This window comes from Ruegeria sp. CE6 (assembly GCF_056537485.1).
Genome location: NZ_JBQFRR010000001.1, coordinates 540092 through 562195, shown reverse-complemented (window position 1 = coordinate 562195; position 22104 = coordinate 540092). Strand labels below are relative to the sequence as shown.

Genomic DNA, 22104 nt, shown 5'->3' with positions numbered 1-22104 from the left:
GGCAGCAGTCTTAATGTTCGAAAGCCTACCATAGATTCAGCTTCGAGTCGAAAAGCGGGGGAAATCCGATACTTGCCTCCCCCTGTTGCAAAAAGCCCGACTTGTCCCCAGCAAAATATGCGCCGATTGCTTTACCCGCGCGCGCTTGCGTCGTATCACATCATGTATGAACGATACGATCGACGACCCCAATATGGAGACCCCTGACAATGGGGGCGAGGTAGCCGAGCCGCTGCGCCGCGCAATTGGCGAGCGCTACCTGACCTACGCGCTTTCCACCATCATGCACCGCGCTTTGCCAGATGCGCGCGATGGATTGAAGCCGGTTCACCGGCGAATCCTCTACGCGATGCGCGAGTTGCGACTCAGTGCGACGGGCGGTTTCCGTAAGTCAGCGAAAATCTCTGGCGACGTGATGGGTAACTATCACCCTCATGGCGACGCGGCGATTTACGACGCAATGGCGCGCTTGGCACAGGACTTCAACGTCCGATATCCACTGGTCGACGGACAGGGGAATTTTGGCAATATCGACGGCGATAATCCGGCGGCCTCTCGATACACCGAGGCGCGGATGACCATCGTTGCCGAAGCCCTGTTGGAAGGGTTGAACGAAGACGCTGTCGATTTCCGCGACAACTATGACGGCACACTGACCGAACCGGTCGTGTTGCCCGCACAGTTCCCGAATCTACTGGCCAATGGCGCCAGCGGTATCGCGGTGGGCATGGCGACGAATATCCCGCCGCATAATATTTCCGAGCTGTGCGACGCTTGTCTGCATCTGATCAAGACGCCGGATGCGCGTGACGACACGCTATTGAATTACGTTCCCGGCCCGGATTTTCCGACCGGCGGCGTCATTGTCGAGCCGCCCGAAAATATCGCTCAGGCCTACCGCACCGGGCGTGGATCCTTCCGGCTCCGCTGTAAATACGAGGTTGAAGATCTGGGGCGTGGCCAGTGGCAGATCATCGTCACCGAGATTCCCTATCAGGTTCAGAAATCCAAGCTGATCGAAAAGATCGCGGAACTGATCCAGACCAAGAAAATCCCGATCCTTGCCGATGTCCGCGACGAATCCGCTGATGACATCCGCCTGATCCTTGAACCACGCTCTAAGAATGTGGACCCCGAGGTACTTATGGGCATGCTCTATCGCAACTCGGACCTTGAGGTGCGCTTCAGCCTCAACATGAACGTGCTGATCGACGGGGTGACGCCCAAGGTCTGTTCGATGAAGGAAGTGCTGCGCGCGTTCCTTGATCACCGGCAAGAGGTGCTGATCAGGCGGTCGCGTCACCGCATGGCCAAGATCGACCACCGCCTTGAGGTATTGGAGGGCTTTATCGTCGCCTTCCTGAACCTCGACCGGGTGATCGATATCATCCGCTACGACGACGACCCCAAGGCCGCTCTGATGCGCGAAGATTGGGGCATCGATCACGTCCGCGCAACCGATGAGTCCGATTATGTCTCGCCGAAGCCGGGTGAGGGCGAGTTGTCCGAAGTTCAGGTCGACGCCATACTCAACATGCGCCTGCGCAGCTTGCGCCGTCTGGAAGAGATGGAACTGGTACGCGAACGTGACGAACTGATGCTGGAACGCGCCAACCTCGAAGACCTGCTGGCTGATCCCGCCCTGCAATGGGCCAAGATCGCCGAGCAACTCAAAGAGACCAAGAAGACCTTCGGCAAAGACTATGAAGGCGGCGCGCGCCGGACACAATTTGCCGAGGCAGGTCAGGTCGAGGAAGTGCCGCTTGAGGCGATGATCGACAAGGAACCGATCACGGTCGTCTGCTCTCAGATGGGTTGGATCAGGGCAATGACCGGCCATATCGATCTGAAGCGCGAGTTGAAGTTCAAAGATGGTGACGGCCCGCGTTTCATTTTCCACGCGGAAACTACGGACCGCCTGCTGGTCTTTGCGTCAAATGGCCGATTCTATACCGTCAGCGCCGCTAACCTGCCCGGCGGGCGTGGCATGGGCGAACCGCTACGTCTGATGGTCGACCTGCCGAACGAGGCGCAGATTATCGACATCCTGATCCACAAACCGGGGCGCAAGCTGCTTGTGGCCTCGGATGCGGGCAACGGCTTTATGGTGCCGGAAGATGACGTTCTGGCGCAGACCCGGAATGGCAAACAGGTGCTGAACGTCAAAGGAGACGAGACGGCGATGATCTGTAAGCCGGTTGAGGGCGATCATGTTGCTGTTGTCTCGCAGAACGGGAAATTCCTAGTCTTCCCGACAGAGGAGCTGCCCGAGATGACCCGTGGTAAGGGTGTCCGCTTGCAGAAGTACAACATGGCGCGTGGGCGGCAGGGCACACTGGAATTGGATGGTGGGTTATCCGATATCACCACCTTCAACTGGGAAGAGGGCCTGAAATGGTCCATGGGCGGCGACAAAACCCGGCACGAGGCAGATATGTCCCAATGGTTGGCCAAGCGTGCGGGTGTTGGGAAAAAAGCACCTTATGGCTTTCCGAGGGATTACAAGTTCTCGTGATATGCTGTCCGCTTGGTGAAAATCTGCCGATACGGCTTGGCACAACCCGTATCGGTGCGCTACATCCAAAGAAAACAGGCCTATCGAGACGAGAGACATGCTGCGCATTCTGACACTGATCACCGGGTTGGCCCTGATGGGCGCATGCACCCAAACGCAGGTTTATGAAGACCCCGAGTCGCTGGGTGAATTCAAGCTACGCGTGAATTATGCCTTTGCGGAAAAGGCCGTTCAGGGACCGGTTTCGCGGGATGCTACGCCGGATGAATGGACCAAAGCGATCCAGAATGCAGTGGACATCAGGCTTGGCCGGTATGAAGGTTCACAGGAATACGACATTGGCATCAGTCTCGAGGGCTACATGTTGGCACCTCCGGGAATTCCTGTGATTTACAACCCCAAAAGCACCGCCATCGTTCTGGTAAACGTCTATGACGTCGAAAAGAAAGAGTTCCTTGCTAAAGGCAAGCAGTTTCAGGTGCTCGAAGATACCACCGGTGAAAGCGCCCTTACTGGATCAGGAAATGCGCGCACCCGAGAAGAACAGATGAACGGTCTGGCCTTGAAGGTTGCCGACCGGGTTGAGGAGTGGCTGGCCGAAGAGCACAAGGATGATGGCTGGTTTGACAAGCGCCCCAGCTTGATCCAGCCGCTTGAAACCGAAGCTGTCACACAAAATCCGGCGTGATGGATGCATTTCCCTCAGGATGTGCTTGATTTTCCCCCCTGAACCAAATATCTCGCGCGCGCAGATGTAACCACGGGACCAAGGGTCCCCCAAATTGCAAAAAGGGCGCCTGAGGAATGGCAAAGGAAAAGTTTGAGCGTAATAAGCCGCACGTCAACATCGGCACGATTGGCCACGTTGACCACGGCAAGACCACGCTGACCGCAGCAATCACCAAGTATTTCGGTGACTTCAAAGCGTATGACCAGATTGACGGCGCGCCTGAAGAAAAAGCACGTGGCATCACCATCTCGACCGCCCACGTGGAGTACGAGACCGACAACCGCCACTATGCGCATGTCGACTGCCCCGGCCACGCCGACTATGTCAAGAACATGATCACCGGTGCCGCTCAGATGGACGGCGCGATCCTGGTTGTGAACGCAGCTGACGGCCCAATGCCGCAGACCCGCGAGCACATCCTGCTGGGCCGCCAGGTTGGCATCCCGAAGATGGTCGTGTTCATGAACAAAGTTGACCAGGTTGACGACGAAGAGCTGCTGGAACTGGTTGAGATGGAAGTTCGCGAACTGCTGTCCAGCTACGAATACCCCGGCGACGATATTCCGATCATCGCAGGTTCGGCTCTGGCCGCGATGGAAGGCAACAACCCGGAAATCGGCGAAGAGAAGATCAAGGAACTGATGGCGGCTGTTGATGACTACATCGACACCCCTGAGCGTGAAGTCGACAAGCCGTTCCTGATGCCGGTCGAAGACGTGTTCTCGATCTCGGGCCGTGGTACCGTTGTGACCGGCCGTGTCGAGCGTGGCGTGATCAATGTTGGCGACGAGATCGAAATCGTCGGCATCCGTGACACTCAGAAAACCACCTGTACTGGTGTTGAAATGTTCCGCAAGCTGCTGGATCGCGGTGAAGCGGGCGACAACATCGGCGCCCTGCTGCGCGGTATCGACCGTGACGGTGTTGAGCGTGGCCAGGTTCTGTGTAAGCCGGGTTCGGTTACACCGCACACCAAGTTCGAAGCCGAAGCCTACATCCTGACCAAGGAAGAAGGCGGTCGTCATACTCCGTTCTTCGCGAACTACCGTCCGCAGTTCTACTTCCGTACAACTGACGTGACCGGCACCGTGACCCTAGCGGCTGGCACCGAGATGGTTATGCCCGGCGACAACGTCGGCTTCACCGTCGAGCTGATCGCCCCGATCGCGATGGAAGACGGCCTGCGCTTTGCGATCCGCGAAGGCGGCCGCACCGTCGGCGCCGGCGTCGTCTCGAAAATCATCGAGTAATCACGGTAGTCGGGCTTTGGCCCGACAAATCGGTGAACTAAAGAAGGCCGCTCCACATGGGGCGGCCTTTTCTCATCCAATCTTCTCGGCGCATTGAGATTATTCGTCGAATGATCTCGGGCAAGCTGAGTTCATTGAACAAAACAGCTGTCGATCTCGCATTCTTAATCTACCGTCCACTCCAAACGAAGACTGAACTCCCAGCTCTCTATTGCAACAGCAAAGGTGACGCGCAAATCAAGCGCGTCCCGGCGATCAGGGGAGACTAAGATGTTTGGTTTTGAATTTCTAAACTATGGAACGCAAATCCTTCACAGCAAGGATTTGGACGATATGAGAGCCGCTGTTCTCGGTGACGACGCACAGGAAGTTGAGTGCAAAATCAGCGACTTTTGCCGAGAGCGCAAGCGATTTGATATCAAGCTTGCTGAAATGTCGGACAGCATGGCGAGAGGAGCGACCTCGGTCAAAACCAGCGCAGACGCGGCCTAACGGCGCAAAAGTCGTTTCACGCCGGTTTCTGGGTTCACATGCGCTTTGCCCATGGCTCACGCCCGACCATCCGGTCGGCCTCGGCGGTGATGTCGTTCATATGCTGCTCAAGGCTCAGACGAAGGGCCTCAATCTGCTCTTCGCTGGCCTTGCGTGGAACTGGATCGGTCCATTCGCGGCACAGAAACACGCCGTCGTTGCGCCAGGGGCGAGGCATCAGCAGACGATCCCAAGTTCCGGCTTCGCACCCGTGCCGCGCGGAATAGGTGATGCCGAAAACTCGTTTACCTGATGTGCGAGCCCAGACCAGCGGTACAGTCGAGGATACCCGCTCGGGTCCGCGAGGGCCGTCGGCGGCAATGCCGATCGAGATACCCTGTTTCATCTTACCCAGCACTTCCCGCGACAAGGCGACGTGGCGCTTGCGGCTGGACATTGCAATTGTATCCATCCCGAACAGCTTCTGCACTCGCCCCACCATGCTGCCCGCGCGCGCTGCCGAAGTGATCGAGCAGATGCGGCCCTTGTCCAGTGGGAAGAAATATGGCGATTGTGCCAGTCTCTGGTGCCACAGCACCACGATGACCGGTTCGCCCTGTTCTGCCAGTTGATCCAGTTCTTCGTAACCGATGCGCTGCCAGCGTGTGTTGCGATGCACCAATCGGATATAGCTTGCGATCCGTCGCGCGACCCAGTTCAGCACGGCTTCGCTGTCTGCGATTTTCTTGCGGATGCTCAAGGCTGCGGTCCTCCTGCTGGCCGAGCCTTGTCTTAAAGAACTGCGCGCCGGGCGCAACTTTTTTGTCAGCGGTAAAGTGTTCGGAAAACTCAAAAAGCCTCTTGAGTCCGCTGCGCCTCTGTCATATCTGATGGCCCAGCCTAGGGGTATAGCTCAGTTGGTAGAGCGACGGTCTCCAAAACCGTAGGTCGCGGGTTCGAACCCTGCTGCCCCTGCCATTTCCCACCGGACAAGCGAAATTCCTGCAACAGAGGCGCGGGCTTGGTGCATACGTGTGGCGCAATTCACTTGACGTGTGCGGCAATAAAGAAAAAGCTTGATCAAGGCTGAAGGAAAAGCCATCAGGACTGTCCAGCTAATGTGCTAAAGTCGTTCGGCTTTTGTGTCACAATATGCAAGCCTGACCGGGTAGGGGAACCCGGAGACGATCGGGGACAACGGGGATAATGACAGAGATCGACGCATTCCTTGAAGAACACGGGCTGTCGAAATATGCGCCGGTATTCGCGTCGAACGAAGTTACATTGGCCGATCTCGCACACCTCTCCGAACATGATTTGATCGACCTTGGGCTGCCACTTGGACCAAGGCGCCGATTGATGGCCGCATTGGGGCAGGCGCGGGATGCCAATCCGACACCGGTGCAAGGCAGCGGGAAGATCGTCGCCGAGCGGAGGCAACTGACAGTTATGTTTGTTGATCTGGTTGGTTCGACTGCGATGTCCGAGCGGCTTGACCCCGAAGACTTGGGGGAGCTGCTTCGGCGGTTCAAGGAAATTTGCTCGACCTCGGTTGCTCGCTTTGGTGGACATATCGCCGATTTCATGGGTGACGGGGCGATGATCTATTTCGGGTATCCTCACGCGGTGGAAGATGCGGCTTCGCGCGCCGTTCATGCGGGTCTGGATATTCTTGAGGGATTGAATCGCATGGAAGGCCAGGAGCGTCTGACTGCGCGGATCGGTGTTTCGACCGGTCTTGTCGTTGTGGGCGAGATCCATGGCGAAGGGTTGAAGGAACATGACGTGGTCATGGGGCGTACACCCAATCTGGCAGCACGTTTGCAGAGTTTGGCCGAGCCCAATACACTGATCATCAGCCCGTCCACTCGCAGATTGGTGGGCAATGCATTTGAGCTGCAGGATCGCGGGTCTTTCGCACTGAAAGGGTTTTCGGAACCGATACAAGCCTGGAGCGTCACAGGGCAGGCGCGGATCGAGCGCAGATTTGACATAATGCCTGATGCCGGTTCTGGTCGGCTCATTGGGCGCCAGGCAGAGTTCCGCAAGCTGACCGACAAATGGAATGAGGCAAGTAAGGGCGCTGGACAATCGGTTCTTGTCACTGGCGAGGCAGGGATCGGCAAATCACGCCTGATTGAGGGGCTTAGCCAAGAAGTGCTGGATCAAGGCGCGCTTCGCCTGAACTTCCAGTGTTCGCCCTTTCATGCCAACTCGGCACTTTATCCGATCATTCAGCATCTGGAACGCGCCGCAGGATTTGCGCCGACAGACAACGATGAGGATAAACTGGGAAAACTCTCGTACCTCTTGCGCCATCACCCGCCTGAGCATGTGCGCCTGATCGCTGATTTGTTGAGCGTTGATGCTGATGCTACGCTGGGGCCTCTCGACCTGCCGCCGCAAGTGAAGCTTGAGAAGACGTTGGAGGCAGTGACAGAACAGCTTGCAACGTTAGCGCGAGAACGACCGGTGTTGCTGTTGTTCGAAGATGCGCATTGGGTTGATCCGACCACCTTGTCTCTTACAGATCGGGTGATCGAACATATTCGGGACCTACCGGTGCTGATCGTCGTAACAGCACGTACCGGTTTCGATCCGGGTTGGGGTCACCACAACAATACCCTGCGTATACCTCTCAAGCGTTTGACCAATCGGGATGTGGCTGAGATCGTAGCTGAGGTGGCGGGGGGGCACCCAGTACCACCCGAGGTTTGCGACCTTATTGCGGCCAAGACGGATGGCATTCCGCTTTATGTCCAGGAAGTGACCCGCGGCCTTTTAGAATCGGGGCAATTGCGCTTGAGCGACAAGGGGTATGTCGTACGCGGCCCCCTGCCATCGCTTTCAGTTCCCAGCACGTTGCAGGATTCGCTGATGGAGCGTTTGGACCGTTTGGGCAAGGCCAAAGAAGTGGCGCAGACCGGCGCCGTGTTCGGGCGGCAGTTCTCGATCGCGTTGCTGGCCTCTGTTTCGTTTCTCTCTCCGACGGTTCTGCAGGCCGGACTGGAACAGCTCTCATCGGCCGGGATCATTCTTCAAGCCCCGGATGCGGCAGAGGATGAGTTCATCTTCCGCCACGCATTGATTCGCGACATGGCTTATGACAGCCTGCTGCGCACGGAACGGCAGTCGCTGCATGACCGCGCGGCGGGTGCGTTGCTGGAGAACCAGCCGCAACTGGCCCAGACTCAGCCCGAGGTTCTGGCACAGCACTACACGTTGGCCCAACGCGCGGATGAGGCCGTGATGCACTGGCAAAGCGCGGGGCGTCGAGCGATCGAACGCTCGGCCCAGGCCGAGGCGTTGACCCATCTGTCGAAAGCTCTGGATCAGCTTGCCGATCTGCCAAAGAGCCGTGCACGGGATTTGCAAGAGATCGACATCCAGATCCTGCGTGCCGGTGTCCTGCGCTCAACAAGCGGTATTTCGGGGGATGCGACGGGTGAGGCCTATGGGCGTCTGCGCGAACTATGTCACCGAGCTGACGAGACCGAGCGGCTGTTTCCTGTGCTCAACGGGCTATATGCATTCCATCTTGTGCGTGCCGAATATCGATTGGCGAAAGGCGTGGCTGCGCAGATCCTCGATCTGGCGGCGACAAGCGGCAAGACCGAACACCGCATGGTCGGTCATCGCGCCATGGGGGCGGTGCAATTGCATCTGGGCAACCTGTCAGATGCAAAGCGCCATCTTGAGCAAGCTTGGGCGCTTTATGATTTTGATCAGCACAGCCAGCTAGCCTATGTCTATGGAACGGATCATGCCGCGATTACATCAGCATTTCTGGGCACATGTTATTGCCTGATGGGTCGGCATCAAGATGCCCTGCAGGTGCAGAATACAGCGCTGGAATGGTCCAAGAACCTCAAGCACGCTCATAGTGTGGCGCAGATCTTGGTTTACATGTGCAAGGTTCACCTGCTGGCGCGCGACATCCCTGCATTGCAAAGGGATGTTAAGGCGCTGTCCGAAGTCGCCGAGGAGCATTCGCTACCCTTTATGGCGACCATTGCGCGGCTATGGGAAAGCTGGGCAAAGGCGACCACGACCTCTGAAGTCGAACATATCGAGGACCTGCGTCAGGCGTCGGAAGACTGGTGGTCGGTTGGGGCCGGAAATTACAAGACTTTCTTCCCTTCGCTGATTGCCGAGATTCAGACAAACGCCGGCCATCACGACGCTGCGCATCAGACTCTGACGCACGCCAGAAATGTTCTGAGTAAAACCGAAGAGAAATGGGCCGAGGCCGATCAGCTTCGTATCGAGGCCGCCCTTGTAGCCAAGACAGGGGGCGATCCCGTACCGCTGCTGTTGCGCGCTATCGAAACAGCGCAAAGGCAAGGCGCGCGGCTTTACGAGCTTCGTGCGGCGGTCGCGTTGGCGGAGTGGCGGCAACACCGAGGCGAACCGGTTGGTGAGGCGTTGATTTCGGTCATGTCGCATTTCCATCAAGATGCCCAACTGCCGGACCTCAAAGACGCACGAGCGTTGATGGAAACGATTACTTGACCCGAAGGCCAACTTGCTGCCAGCTTGGGCGCGGGCAGAGTTGGGATGATACCTGAATTTCGACTTTTAAGCGCTGGGTCACCAGTCCGGCGCCCCGCTCTTGTGGTATGAGGAGACCTAATGCGTAAGATCAGCAAAACCCTTCTGGCCAAGGATGTCTTGGCGCAAAGCCGTACCGATCTGGCGCTGCAGCAGTACCATTCGATCACGCCCGATGAGTTACGTGAATTTGAGAAGAAACTGATTGGAACGGTCACTCTGCCGACCGACGCGGATTACAACAATGACCGGCAGGTTTGGAATCCGGCTTTCCAGGACTACCCAGAGATCATCGTCTATTGCGAGACCATTCAGGATGTACGCGCCAGCCTTGCTTTCGCGCGTGAGCATGACCTTTGGGTTGTTGCGCGGTCAGGGCGTCACAGCACGGCGGGGTATTCGGTCAATAACCAGATGGTGCTGGATACCAGCCGAATGCGTTACGTGACCGTCGATCCAAAGGTGCCGATGGCCTATGTCGGTCCGGGCACACCGTTCAAGATGCTGAATTCGGAGTTGAACTCCTATCACCTGCATGTGCCGGGCGGGGCCTGTCAGGATGTCTGCGTGGCGGGTTTCATGATGGGCGGCGGCTATGGCTTTACCTCGCGCCGGCTTGGGATGGCCAGCGACAACGTTCTGGGCGTCACGGTCATGCTGTGGGACGGCAGTATCGTGATCGCGGACAAAGATACGAACTCCGACCTCTTCTGGGCCATACGAGGTGGGACCGGCAACAACTTTGGTGTGTTGCTGGAAATCCGCTACCAGCTGCACCAGCTATATGAAGTCTGGGGTTGCCACATCACATGGCCGCTGGACAAAGCCGCCAAGGCACTGGAGTACCTGCAGGCCAACTACATGCGCACCTGCGAAGATGACCGTTTCGGGGCCTATATCTTTCTGGCCTATCAGGGAGATCGAAAAGTGCTGCTGGTGTCGGCGCTCTATGATGGCACGTCCGAAGAGGGGAACGCGTTTGTCCAGCCCCTGCTGAGCGATGAAATCGGCGGCGAGATGGGTGAGGACGACCAGAACTATGGCACCTATCAAGAAATCAACTCATGGCTGTATGACGACAAATATGACATCCCCGTCGTCCCCGATCAGGCGCGTGAAGATAAGCAGGCCGGATATATTGAACGCCAGCTCAACGAAGCCGAATGGCAGCGCGTCGTAGACTACCTCGACAGCACGCCCAACGCTTATGGCGCTGTGGCCATCGAACCCTATGGGGGGGCGATCAATCGGATGCCGTTGGGCAAACAAGGCAATGCCTTCATTCACCGTGATGTGTCGCTGAACTTCTACGTCGATGTGTTCTGGGTATCGGAAGAAGAAAAAGAGATCGTGGTGCCGTGGCTCGACGGTTTCATGGAACTGATGACCGAAGAAGGCTATTTCATTGACCGCGTCTATCAGAACTATCCACGGCGGACCCAGAAGAACTATCGCTGGCAATACTGGGGCGAGTATTTCAACTCTTTGCTGTTCGTGAAGCAGAAATTCGACCCGCATAACTTCTTCCATTATCAGCAGAGCATTTCGCCGGTGCCGGATGACGCTCCGCCAGACATCATCCGAGATACGTCCAAGTCGATCTTCGACGACCCAACGATCACATACGAGAGCTATTCGAACCCCTGAAAGCGGGGGCTGCCAAGGCCAAACGGGGGAGGGCCCAGTATGGACACGATCCAAGAGATTTTCTTTCTGCCACCCATGGCGGTTGCTCGCCTGGGACCGGGCGAGACACCGCTGGAAAGCTATGAGTGGCAGCAGGACATGGATGCCCATGGCAACAACAAAACGGTCATCCGCTCGAACATAACCCTGCGCGAGATCGAAGATGGCAGTGTCACCGCCTATCTTCCCGATCCCGACACGATCCGCTTTCGCGACGAAGGCGGCGCGCTGCGTCCGGTTGCCCCGTTCTTTGAGCTGTGGGCGCGGATGCATGATGCCGAGACGGGCGAGGAATATGAGACACCGGTGACGCTCGATCTGCTCGACGATCAGGGCCTGTCGCTGCAAAACGTGCGCTATTCGGTCACCGTCGGGAACACCAAGGCCGAGCGCCGGACTGGCGACGCGGCTTGCGGGTTTCGTGCACGGGTCGAGATTGCGGGACAGGATTTCACCCCGAAACCCCTGCTGGCCTTCAGCCCGTATACGTCCGAACAACAGCCGATGGTCTATGAGCATAACCCGATCCCGCTAGGCTCAATCCGTGTGATGCATCCTGTGCAGGGTCATGATGAGCCAGTCGAAGGGGAGTTCATCGACCGCAGCATCCTGCGCCTGCGCTTTATGCCTCCGAAAGGTGAGGTTTATGGCCCGCCTGATGCTGCATACGGTCCGGCGACGCTGGCCGTACCGGGCTATCAGAACGACCCGCCGAAATCGGAATATGGTCGCATCCACGAAATCGTGCCCGAACAGAACCGCATCCTGAACCCCGACACCCCTTGGTCGAAATGGATCATGATGTCCGGCACCTCGGACGACCCTGAGCCGCACGATAGTTACGACGGTGCCCGTGTGGGCAATGACCAATCCTGGGGAGTGGCCGATGACACCAGCGATGGCGTGATCGAGGCGACGCTGGCCGTGCGTGGCGAACGCCTAACCGCACGCGCCACGATCATGACCGGACCACCCGATTTTGCACCTGATGCGCGTCCGTTCTATAGCCTTGAGGATGATCTGGCCGATCGTGATCTGTCGCTAATCTCGGTAACTGAAGAAAACTACACGCAAGCTAAGGATGAGGTGGTTGATATTTTCCGCCGTGCCTTCGAGACCAACAGCCTGATCAACCTCGACGATATCCGCGCGCAAGGTTTGAAGGACAATGCCAAATTACAGGCGAAAACCGGGATTTCCCCGACGCCGGGCCTGCCGTCAACCGATGCGAAATCCATGACGGAGGAGGATGCAAGGCCGCCGGACAAGATCGACGAACTGATCCGCCCGCAACCGATCTCGGTCTTTTCGAACTCCGTGCCGAATGATCGGCTGCCCTATTCAGTGGCGACGAAGTTCGTGCATGAGCAGTTGATTGACGAGGCCAACCTGCTGGATTTCCTGCGCCGTCGCCCGGATTTCGTTAAAACACTGCTGCGTCCACCATATGGTATCCTGACCGAGCTTGAAACCGACCCGAACCCTGATCAAAATCCGAACCCGGATTTTCGCGATCCTCGGATTATCCGCGACTCGATGCACGACGCGCGGATGCCGCCCTATATGCGCGATTCCAACTATTACCCACTGTCGCTGTCGCGCAGGCAGTACCATCTGGTGATCTCGTTCATCGACTATCTGGTTGCACAGGAAACGGAGGCTCAGAATGTCTGATCAGCCCGGCCAAATTCGCGTTAAACCCCGCAACCTGACCGCCCGCGCGGCCTATAAGGTACCGGGCAACCCCGACAACACGCGACTGGACGGATCGGTGGGGAATTGCTTTCCCGGTCTGGAAATGGATGTGCGCAACCTGGACCGCCGCTTTTTCCCCGGTCTGGTGTTCAACGCCGCGCGGGTGCCGCTGAACCCTGTGCCCGAGGCACCGAAGAATTCGCAGGGCTTCCATCTGGTTTTTGTGGACTATTTCTATGATCCGATGCTGCCTGACAACAGCCCCGAGGAGTGGGTGCAGACGCTGTTGGAGGCCTACAGCGGTGACATTGGCGCAAAGCTCAGCCAAGGTCGCTGGTTCCTGTCCTGGGTCGAACAAAGCGGCAAGCGGATCACCTTTCAGGAGAAAGACGGCACGCCTTATGACGGGCTGATGATCTGGCGGTTCATCCGCAGTCTGGAACATGGTGATGACAAACCGGTCAGCATTGCTCTGGAACGGCGCAATCATGAGGGCATCGTGGATACCGAGCAGGTCGTCCTGCACGGATTCCGCCGCCAGTACCGGACCGAGGCGGGCGTCTTCAGCGAAGCTTATGACCCCGGCGAATTGACGCAAAGCCTGTGCAATCCGTGGTCCCATGACTTCCGCGACTGCGGCTGCCACTACTGGCCTTCGAACCACCCCGACGTAGTGATGGCTGAGGTGGCGCATGACGATCAGTTACCCTCGGGTCAGTCAAAGAACCCGATCGAGGCCGAGACCTATCTGGATTGGCTGCGCTCGGACAAGTCTCCGTCCGGTAACGTCGCGGCGCTGAATACGGTCGAACAAAACCGCCCCTACCAGATTGACCATTATCAGGTAAATCAGATGTGGAGCGAATTGCCTATCGTCGTTGAAGGCCGCGAAACGGGCGAGGTTTATGAAGTTGATCCCGAAATGCCAGGCGTGGAGCCCTATGACACGCCGCAGGCGATGATCGAGGACCTCAAGACGCGCCTGGCCGCGATGGAGATGACGCTGAGCGTGCAATATCTCTATGCCTATTTTTCGTTGGCGGATCCCGAAACGGCGGATACCCGAAAATGGCCGACGCTGAAAGACGATCTGATATTTGCCCGGCGTTCGGTGCTGGAGGTCGCGATTGGCGAGATGACCCATATGCGCTGGGCGAACCAGTTGCTTTGGGAGCTTGAGCCCGAGGGGTATGAACCCATCTTGACCCCGTCCGAAACCTTGCCGGCGGGCAAGGGTAAGACGCAGCCGCGCGCACTGAGGCCACTGACGGCCCAAGCGCTTGCGGATTTCATCGAGATCGAGCGCCCCGGAGGCTTTATCGACCGCGCTTATGCACAATGTGTGGCGACTTTGGAGCAGGAGGATTTGTTCCCGGAACGCCGCCTTTATGCGCTGGCGGTACGGATCGACACCGACGGGGACGAGCACTTCCTGCGCTTCAGTCAAATGAAGGACGTTTTGGCCAAATACGATACGGGAGAGGGCACGCCTGCCTATTTGCGTCAGATTGAGGTTGGCACTGAAGAGGAGGCCAGGACGGCGCTGGAACTCTACGCGAAGGTCAAGGATGGGTTAGCCAACGCCTATACGCTTGAAGCGGATGGCAAATTTGAAGACTCCCAGGCCTACATCCAGCAGGTGCGCGATGACATGAAGCTGTTCCGCGTCGAGGGCGAAGCGCTGGCCGCCAAGGGGATTGGCATCCCGTTCTGGACGGAGGGTAAGGCGTGATCCCACCCGCCGCGCAGGTGCATTTCTTTGACACAGGGCATGGAGATCACATGCTGGCCGTTGATGGATCGCGCGTGTTTGATGTGCCTGAGGGGACGGCGGACCAATTCGCAACGATGGACAAGAGAAGTCAGAGCGCTTTCCTCAGGTCCATGGGATTGGATGGAACACCTTTCATCGATGACACGCCGCCTCAGAGTATGCCCGTGAGGTCGCTGTCACTGGCAGTGGCGCAGAAATGCAATCTGGCTTGCACTTATTGCTATGCTGCAGGGGGAGAATTTGGCGGACCCGCGCGGAATATGGAATGGGAAGTCGCCAAGGCTTCGGTTGATCGGCTGGTGGCCGAAGCCGAACCCGGTGTGCGGATCAACCTTGCCTTTTTGGGTGGAGAACCTCTGATCAACCGCAATCTGGTGCAACGCACTACGGAATATGCAGTCGATCAGGCGCGGGCCAACGGGTTGAGCGTCGGGTTCTCGATCACGACCAACGGGACCCTGCTACGCCCCGAGGATGCGGTGTTTTTCGAAGCGCATGGATTTGCTGTCACCATCAGTCTGGATGGCGTGGGCGAGGTCCATGACAAGCTGCGCCCAAATCGTGGCGGTCGGGGTAGTTTTGATACGATCCTGAAACGGGTCGAGCCTTTGCTGGCAGCTCAACACCGTATGCAGGTTGGTGCCCGGGTAACGGTTACGCCGCAGAATATGAACCTGCCAGAGACGCTGGATCGGTTTGTGGGAATGGGATTTCATTCGATTGGATTCTCGCCCATGCTGGCCTCGCCCAACGGTCAGCATGAACTGAACCGGAGTGATTTGGACGAGATGCTATCGCAGATGATCCGTTGCGGCGAAGTTTTCGAGGCGGCGGTAATCGAAGGGCGGCGCTACCCTTTCTCGAACATGGCAGCGGCGATGCAGGAGATCCACCGAGGCACCCACCGGCCCTATGCCTGCGGGGCAGGGGGCGGGTATTTTGGCGTGTCTGCTGATGGCGGCCTGTTCGCTTGCCATCGCTTTGTTGAAGACGAAGCCGGAGCCATGGGCAACGTCTATGATGGCCCCGACCTACGGCGCGAGAACTGGTTGGCGGATCGGCACGTGCACACACAATCCCCGTGCGGCACCTGCTGGGCGCGGTATCTGTGCGGCGGCGGGTGTCATCACGAAGTCATCCATCGCGGACGCCCCGCTTGCGACTACATTCGAGGTTGGTTGCACTATTGCCTTCAGGCCTATGTCCGCTTGTCCGAAGCACGTCCGGATTATTTTGGCGTGTCCGCACGGGTGGCCTCTGCCTGAACGGATGGAGATTGAGACCGAAATCTGCGTGATCGGAGGCGGCCCGGCAGGTAGCGCTGCTGCGCTGAGGTTGGCTCAGCTAGGTCGGCGCGTCTGCCTGATCGAGCGGCAAACGTTCCCGCGCCAACATGTCGGCGAGTCATTGCCGCCATCAATCTGGCCGATCCTGAACCTGTTGGGGGTCGACGAAACCGTTTCCCAGGCCGGTTTTCTGCGTGCAAGCGGATCGCTTTTGCATTGGGCCGGAGCGTTCGAACGTCGCGGCGTCGCCGGTGATCACCCCGGACTTTTGGTTGACCGGGGCCAGTTTGATGCGGTGCTGTTACGTGCAGCACAAGCGGCAGGGGTGCAGGTCGTCCAACCTGCGCGCGCATACCGCCCGGTGCGCCAGCAGTCTGGTTGGGAGATTCCCGTTCGGACCGACACGGGCGCCTTTCGGATCCAGGCACAAATCCTGCTGGACGCAGCGGGACGGCAAGCCGGGCTGGGCCGCAGGTTTCTCCCTGCATCCCAACCTTTGTTGGCGCTTTATGCTTATTGGCACGTGCCGCCGGGCTTTGGCCCGCAAGCCCGGGTCGAGGCGGGACAAGGACATTGGTATTGGGGCGCGTTGTTACCGGGAGGAGTGGTCAACGCAATGGTTTTTGTCGATCCCGACGCTTGCATCGGGCTGCCACCCGCAGATCGACGCGATCTCTATCTGAATCTTCTGGCCCGTTCGACATTACTGGCACCCTGTCTGGAACAGCGCCGTATCGGGCCTGTGCGGCGGGCGGATGCGACCAGCCAGGCCGAGACAACACCACTAACGCGCGACCTTCTGCGGGTCGGAGAGGCCAGCTTCGCGGTCGACGCTTTGTCGTCGCAGGGGGTGCAATTGGCGATGGGGCAGGCGGTGCAGGCCGCAGCTGTGGTGAACACGCTTCTGACAACCCCCGATCATAGTGATCTGGCCTTGTCTTTTTATGCGGATCGGCAATTCGAGCGTGTGCAGACCCATGCAGCGCTCGCAGCCGATTTCTATGCACGGCAGCATGCTGTCGATCCTTCGCACTTCTGGGCTGAGCGCGCAAAGCCGTTGGATTGGGTAAAGTCTCCAGCGTTCGATCCAAACACGGAGGCGTTGCGTGATGATCAGCCCCTCATCCTGTCACCTCAGGCCAAGCTCATCACTTCCGGCGTGCAAACCGCTTCGCATATCGAACCCGGCCTTGTCATAGGGCACCCGAATCTTCCAAGGCCAGTTGCAAATCTGGAGGGCGCAATGCTGGGACCGTTGCTAGAGCGGCTGGGCGCCCCGACAACCACTTTGAACATCATCAAGAGCTGGTCAGAGGTTTCGGCCACGCACACGGCGTCGCGCATTCTGCGCTGGCTTTGGTATCATCGCATCGTGATCCCCGCCGTTGATCAGGCGTAATCGAGGTTTCCTCGGCTGGTTGAATGGCCTAAAGTCCGCCGCAACGCCAATCGCCAAGAAACAAGAGGTCGCATGTCGCGTTTTGATGGGTACTTCCTGCGGCAATTGCTGGTGCTGTTTGGCTTTTTCACCCTTGTGCTTGTCGGGGTTTTTTGGATCACGCGTTCGGTCAGCCTTTTTGATCGGGTCATCAGCGGCGGCCAATCGGCGATGGTGTTCCTGGAGTTCACGGCGTTGACCTTGCCGACGCTGATCCGGACGGTCATGCCCATGGCGGTGTTTGCGGCCGCTGTTTACGCCACCAACCGTTTGAGCCGCGAAAGCGAGATGACGGTGATGCTGGCAACAGGCTCCAGCCCGTGGCGACTGGCGCGAGCGGTCTTGGTGTTCGGGCTAAGTGCGGGACTGATGATGGCTGTCATCAGCGTCTTTTTGCGACCTGCATCGGTTGATCAACTGGAATTAAGACAGGATGAAGTTGCCGGAGATGTCACCGCACAGCTGTTGAATGAGGGCGAATTCTTGCATCCAGCAGAAGGTGTAACCGTCTATATCGGCGATATCGATTTGGACGGAACGCTGCGCGAAGTCTTCGTCTCAGACCGTCGCGATGGGATTAACCCTGTCAGTTATTCCAGTGCCACCGCCTATCTGGTCAATCAGGCTTCGGGCATTCATCTGGTTATGCTGGATGGGATTGCGCTGCGGTATGATCAGGCTGGTAACACGCTGTCATCCACGTTGTTCGAAGACGCCTCTTACGACATTTCCGAACTGACCCAGAATTCGAGTATGGGCCATCGCAGCCTTGAAGCCATCCCGACGGTCGAGTTGATCTGGGATCGCGAAGCGGTCTCAGTGAAAGATGATCACAGCATCGGCCATCTGGTGGATGAGCTGCACCAGAGGTTCTCGTGGATTGCGATATGTATTGCGGTCGCATTGGTCGGATATTCGACCCTGATGCTGGGTAGCTTTTCGCGCTTTGGGCTTTGGCCTCAGATCCTGGGTGCCTTTACCATTCTGGTCCTGCTTGAGGGAGTTCGGGGATTCGTATCCCCGTTCGTCATCAATGATCCCAGACTTTGGGGCTTGCTGTATCTTCCCGCCGTTATGGGCGTGCTTGTGTCGGTTCTGTTTTTACTGGCCGCGGGGCGACCCTTGCTGCGAAAAAGGGTTCGAAACGGAGCACCAAAGCCGTCACCGGTCTGAAGTCAGCGGCGAAGTTCCTCCAGGCACTGCAGGATGTTTTCAACTTCTTGACTATCCGAACGGACCACCAAAAACAGCGGTAGCATTAAGTCGCGCGCATCTTTCTCGCGCAACAGCTCGCCCGAGTTCAGATGCTGAGTGATGACATAGTCCGGGAAATACCCATACCCGCCACGCTGTAGGAGATAGCGTAAAGCCATCAAGCAATTACCCAGAAAGATAGTTTGCCCTGTCGCGAGACGCGCTGTGGAACGGACATGATCCCGGTAGGTCTCGCCCAGTTCTATGTTGACAAATACCCGTTCAGCGTCGGTGTTCGCATCCTTCCTGCTTTGAACCAAAGACAGCCGTTCGGGCGCAAGTTCGTGGAATACCACGCGCCGGTCCGCAGGTTTTTCATGGGTCAGCGCGGCGTCAAGTACGTGGGTAGCAACGGCGTCGACCATATCCAAATCATGGTCGTAATTCAGGGTTAAAAGCAATTGTCCAAACCGTTGTTCAAAGCGAACAGCAAGGTCCACCAGTAACGGATCCCACACGCTCAACTGGGCACCCAGACGCAGTGCCAACCGATTTTGAATCTGTTCAGGCAGGTCGTTGGCTGCGAACGACCACAGCGACAGCATCTGTTCAGCATAGGGTTTGAATTGGCGACCGTACTCGGTCAATACCGTTCCGCCTGCCCCGCGCGAAAACAGCGGTTTGCCTGTTGCGTCTTCCAGGGCCCTGATCCGGGCGCTGACTGCGGTTTGGGTTACATTCAACTTACGGGCCGCTGAGTGAAACCCACCGGTTTCGGCTACGCTTAAAAATGTTTCGAGAGATTTGGTTTGCATATTGAAAGTATTTTTTGATCGTATTGATAAAATCAATTCATTTTTTTGCCTATATCTGCCGCTTTAAAGTGATTTGACGAACGTAGCCAAAGGATTCGCGCGATGCTGGACAAGAGCCACAAACCCACCTGGACCAGTTTTGAAGAGGCGACCAAGGCCGACTGGGATGCGGTCATGGAGTATGAAGACAGCTACAACGCTGCTTTGCCGGATCGCATACTGGACGCCATTCGTTCACTGGACGAAGAATGGACGCCGTATCCGGTAAATCGCTATCAGCACAGCCTACAGGCCGCGACACGAGCGTATGAGGACGGCGCTGACGAAGAGTTGGTTGTGGCTGCCCTGATCCATGACACCGGCGATATCTTGTCGCCTTATAATCACGGGGAACTGTCCGCCGCGATGATGAAGCCCTATGTCAGTGAGAAGACACACTGGATTCTCAAGCACCACTGCGTGTTTCAGGGCTACTACTACAATCATCATCTAGGTGGTGATCGGAATGCCCGCGACAAATATCGCGACAGTCCGTATTGGGAGGACTGCCGCTATTTTTGTCATGAATATGATCAGAAGGCGTTCGACCCGGATTATCCGACCAAACCGCTGGAGTTCTTCGAGCCCATGCTACGCCGCGTTCTGAACAAGGGCGAAGGGCACATGGAACTGAATGAGACCGCCGAGGCTTAACAGGCGGCCATCAGGCGATAGACGATCTGGGCGGCGGTAAAATCCCAGGCGGCATTGCCGTTCGGGGCCAGTTCGACGACGTCGAAACCCACACATTTTCGGCCCTTCAGGGCGTGTTCCACCAGGCGCAGTGCTTGATAATATCCCAGCCCGCCTGGGACGGGTGTTCCAGTGGCGGGCATGATTGCCGGGTCCAGCCCATCAACGTCAAAGCTGACGTACACCAGTTCGGGAAAATCCTTGGGCAGATCAACCGAGTGGATGTTGCCGGTAACCAGTTCTTCGGCGTCCACATGAAACACGTGGTTTCTCAGGCGGCTTTGGGCTTCTTCGGTCGAAAAGGCGCGAACGCCGAATTGAGCCAGACGGATACCTTCTTCGGCAAGAAGATGCATGACTGAGGCGTGAGAATGTTTCTCGCCCTGATAGGCGTTGCGCAGATCAGCATGGGCGTCGATCTGCACGATACCAATCGGTTGGTTTAGAGCGCGGGCAACACCCAACACTGCGCCGTAGCTAAGTGAATGCTCGCCACCTAGCGTCACCGGGGTTTTGCCGGCGCGAACGGCCGCTTCCGTGCGTTGGGCTAGGCGTTCCATTATCTCTGGCAACGCTGCATCGCAGTCAACGGGTTCTTCGGTGAAGATCCCCTCGACGCAGGGCTCGGCGTGGCCAGTGATGCGTTCCAGTTCATTACTTGCTTCGATAATTGCGTCCGGGCCTTTGGCGGTGCCCGCCCCGTAAGATACAGTGCGTTCCAGCGGCACCGGGATCACACGGAACCGCGCGTCCTCAGTGCGCTCGGATGCGGACAGTTCACTGTCGAGGAAAATACTCATGAGAGGCGGCCTTTAAAGTCGTCATAGCCGAACTGTTTGATGATTTTCAGTTCGTCCGTTTCGCTGTTCCACAGCGCTATAGTCGGTAGCGGAACTCCGTTGAAGGTGTTGGTTTTGACCATCGAGTAATGCGCCTGATCGAGGAAGGCAAAGCGTTGGCCGATTTCCAGTGGCTTGTCCCAAGTGTAGTCACCGATCACGTCGCCCGCCAGACAGGACGGGCCGCCCAGGCGATAGGTATGGCCTGCCTCGGCCTCATCCATGAGGGCGGGGCGATAGGGGGCTTCGATGACGTCCGGCATATGGCAGGTGGCCGAGATATCGGTGATCGCAAGGGTCATACCGTTGGTCGGCAAGTCGAGGATTTCGCCAACCAGAATGCCCGCATCCAGGGCCACTGCCTCACCGGGTTCCAGATAGACGTCGATACCGTGTATCTCACGGATGGATTTGATGAAGGCGACCAGCCCGTCGCGGTCATAGTCATCACGGGTGATATGATGCCCGCCGCCGAAGTTCAGCCATTTGATTTGGCCAAGGTACGGTTTGAGCTTTGGCTCAACCGCGTCCCATGTCCGCTGCAACGGCGCGAACCCCTGTTCGCAGAGCGTGTGCATGTGCAGCCCGTCCACGCCACTCATAGTCTCGGCGGACAATTGGCTGACCGGCGTGCCCAGACGCGAGCAGGGCGCGCAAGGGTCGTATTTGGGGATTTCGCCTTCGGAATGTTCCGGATTGATGCGCAGACCGACCTGTACGCCGGCGGCTTGGGCTTTTGCCAGAAAGCGGTCCTTTTGCGCGGGTGAGTTGAAGATGATGTGGTCCGATAGCGACAGGATTTCGTCCATGTCCGCGTCTTTATATCCGGCGCAGAAAGTGGCGACCTCGCCGCCATATTCCTCGCGCCCCAGCCGCGCCTCATAGATGCCGGACGCGCAAGTGCCGCCGAGGTGTCGGCGCACCAGTGGGGCCAGCGAGAACATGGAAAACGCCTTAAGCGCGCTCAGGACATGTGCGCCGGAACAGGTGCCGATCTCGGAGAGGATGGTCAGGTTGCGCTCCACGGCTTTCTCATCGACCACGAAGCAAGGGGTGGGCACGCGGTTGAAGTCGAAATTGCGGAAAGCTCCGGCATCTCCGGCTTGGGTGGTCATCATGTCGGACAAT

Annotated in this window: 16 protein-coding genes and 1 tRNA gene; 13 read left to right on the top strand and 4 right to left on the bottom strand. The window is 57.6% G+C overall.

Annotated features, from left to right (window positions below):
- Nucleotides 1–166 precede the first annotated feature (166 nt).
- The 4 genes from parC to ACR0DK_RS02655 all read left to right on the top strand — a co-directional run bounded on the left by parC (nt 167) and on the right by ACR0DK_RS02655 (nt 4987).
- On the top strand, nt 167–2515 hold the full coding sequence (gene parC, locus ACR0DK_RS02670; RefSeq protein ID WP_170513470.1) for a DNA topoisomerase IV subunit A: 2349 nt from the start codon (nt 167–169) through the stop codon (nt 2513–2515).
- 97 nt (nt 2516–2612) lie between these two features.
- Nucleotides 2613–3203, top strand: coding sequence for a hypothetical protein (locus ACR0DK_RS02665; RefSeq protein WP_170392584.1), 591 nt, complete (start codon nt 2613–2615; stop codon nt 3201–3203).
- Nucleotides 3204–3319: 116 nt separating this feature from the next.
- Nucleotides 3320–4495, top strand: coding sequence for an elongation factor Tu (gene tuf, locus ACR0DK_RS02660; RefSeq protein WP_010441214.1), 1176 nt, complete (start codon nt 3320–3322; stop codon nt 4493–4495).
- A gap of 270 nt (nt 4496–4765) precedes the next feature.
- Nucleotides 4766–4987 carry a hypothetical protein gene (locus ACR0DK_RS02655; protein WP_480734709.1) on the top strand — a complete coding sequence of 74 codons (222 nt, stop codon included), beginning with the start codon at nt 4766–4768 and terminating at the stop codon, nt 4985–4987.
- A gap of 34 nt (nt 4988–5021) precedes the next feature.
- Here ACR0DK_RS02655 and ACR0DK_RS02650 read toward each other — a convergent pair whose 3' ends face one another.
- The gene (locus tag ACR0DK_RS02650; RefSeq protein WP_223116924.1) at nt 5022–5726 is read right to left on the bottom strand and encodes a lysophospholipid acyltransferase family protein; all 705 of its coding nucleotides are present in this window, start codon (nt 5724–5726) and stop codon (nt 5022–5024) included.
- Between the two features lie 142 nt (nt 5727–5868).
- On the opposite strand from ACR0DK_RS02650, the gene ACR0DK_RS02645 reads away from it, so the two are divergent.
- The 8 genes from ACR0DK_RS02645 to lptF all read left to right on the top strand — a co-directional run bounded on the left by ACR0DK_RS02645 (nt 5869) and on the right by lptF (nt 18569).
- A tRNA-Trp gene (locus ACR0DK_RS02645) sits at nt 5869–5944 on the top strand.
- Nucleotides 5945–6172: 228 nt separating this feature from the next.
- Nucleotides 6173–9478, top strand: coding sequence for an adenylate/guanylate cyclase domain-containing protein (locus ACR0DK_RS02640; protein WP_480734708.1), 3306 nt, complete (start codon nt 6173–6175; stop codon nt 9476–9478).
- A 120-nt stretch (nt 9479–9598) separates the two neighbouring features.
- Complete coding sequence (locus ACR0DK_RS02635) at nt 9599–11164, top strand: FAD-binding oxidoreductase (RefSeq protein WP_480734707.1); 1566 nt, start codon at nt 9599–9601, stop codon at nt 11162–11164.
- Between the two features lie 39 nt (nt 11165–11203).
- Nucleotides 11204–12877 (top strand): hypothetical protein, encoded by a 1674-nt coding sequence (locus tag ACR0DK_RS02630; protein WP_480734706.1) that lies wholly within the window; start codon nt 11204–11206, stop codon nt 12875–12877.
- Nucleotides 12870–14630: a ferritin-like domain-containing protein gene (locus tag ACR0DK_RS02625; RefSeq protein WP_480734705.1), complete on the top strand. Its 1761-nt coding sequence runs from the start codon at nt 12870–12872 to the stop codon at nt 14628–14630. Before ACR0DK_RS02630 ends, ACR0DK_RS02625 begins: the two co-directional genes overlap by 8 nt.
- Nucleotides 14627–15937 carry a radical SAM protein gene (locus tag ACR0DK_RS02620; protein ID WP_480734704.1) on the top strand — a complete coding sequence of 437 codons (1311 nt, stop codon included), beginning with the start codon at nt 14627–14629 and terminating at the stop codon, nt 15935–15937. Before ACR0DK_RS02625 ends, ACR0DK_RS02620 begins: the two co-directional genes overlap by 4 nt.
- Nucleotides 15938–15941: 4 nt before the next feature.
- On the top strand, nt 15942–17357 hold the full coding sequence (gene qhpG, locus ACR0DK_RS02615) for a flavin-dependent monooxygenase QhpG (RefSeq protein WP_480734703.1): 1416 nt from the start codon (nt 15942–15944) through the stop codon (nt 17355–17357).
- Between the two features lie 72 nt (nt 17358–17429).
- Nucleotides 17430–18569 carry an LPS export ABC transporter permease LptF gene (gene lptF, locus ACR0DK_RS02610; RefSeq protein WP_170392575.1) on the top strand — a complete coding sequence of 380 codons (1140 nt, stop codon included), beginning with the start codon at nt 17430–17432 and terminating at the stop codon, nt 18567–18569.
- A gap of 2 nt (nt 18570–18571) precedes the next feature.
- On the opposite strand, the gene ACR0DK_RS02605 is transcribed toward lptF, so the two are convergent.
- Nucleotides 18572–19405 carry a LysR family transcriptional regulator gene (locus ACR0DK_RS02605; protein WP_223116917.1) on the bottom strand — a complete coding sequence of 278 codons (834 nt, stop codon included), beginning with the start codon at nt 19403–19405 and terminating at the stop codon, nt 18572–18574.
- A gap of 102 nt (nt 19406–19507) precedes the next feature.
- Between ACR0DK_RS02605 and ACR0DK_RS02600 the strand changes: the two genes are divergently transcribed.
- A complete protein-coding gene (locus tag ACR0DK_RS02600; RefSeq protein WP_170564393.1) occupies nt 19508–20098 on the top strand; it encodes an HD domain-containing protein in 591 nt (196 codons plus the stop codon).
- Here ACR0DK_RS02600 and speB read toward each other — a convergent pair.
- The gene (speB, locus tag ACR0DK_RS02595) at nt 20095–20937 is read right to left on the bottom strand and encodes an agmatinase (protein WP_480734702.1); all 843 of its coding nucleotides are present in this window, start codon (nt 20935–20937) and stop codon (nt 20095–20097) included. The genes ACR0DK_RS02600 and speB overlap by 4 nt on opposite strands.
- Nucleotides 20934–22103 carry a carboxynorspermidine decarboxylase gene (nspC, locus tag ACR0DK_RS02590; RefSeq protein WP_170819338.1) on the bottom strand — a complete coding sequence of 390 codons (1170 nt, stop codon included), beginning with the start codon at nt 22101–22103 and terminating at the stop codon, nt 20934–20936. The genes speB and nspC overlap by 4 nt, the downstream gene beginning before the upstream one ends.
- Between the last annotated feature and the right edge of the window lies 1 nt (nt 22104).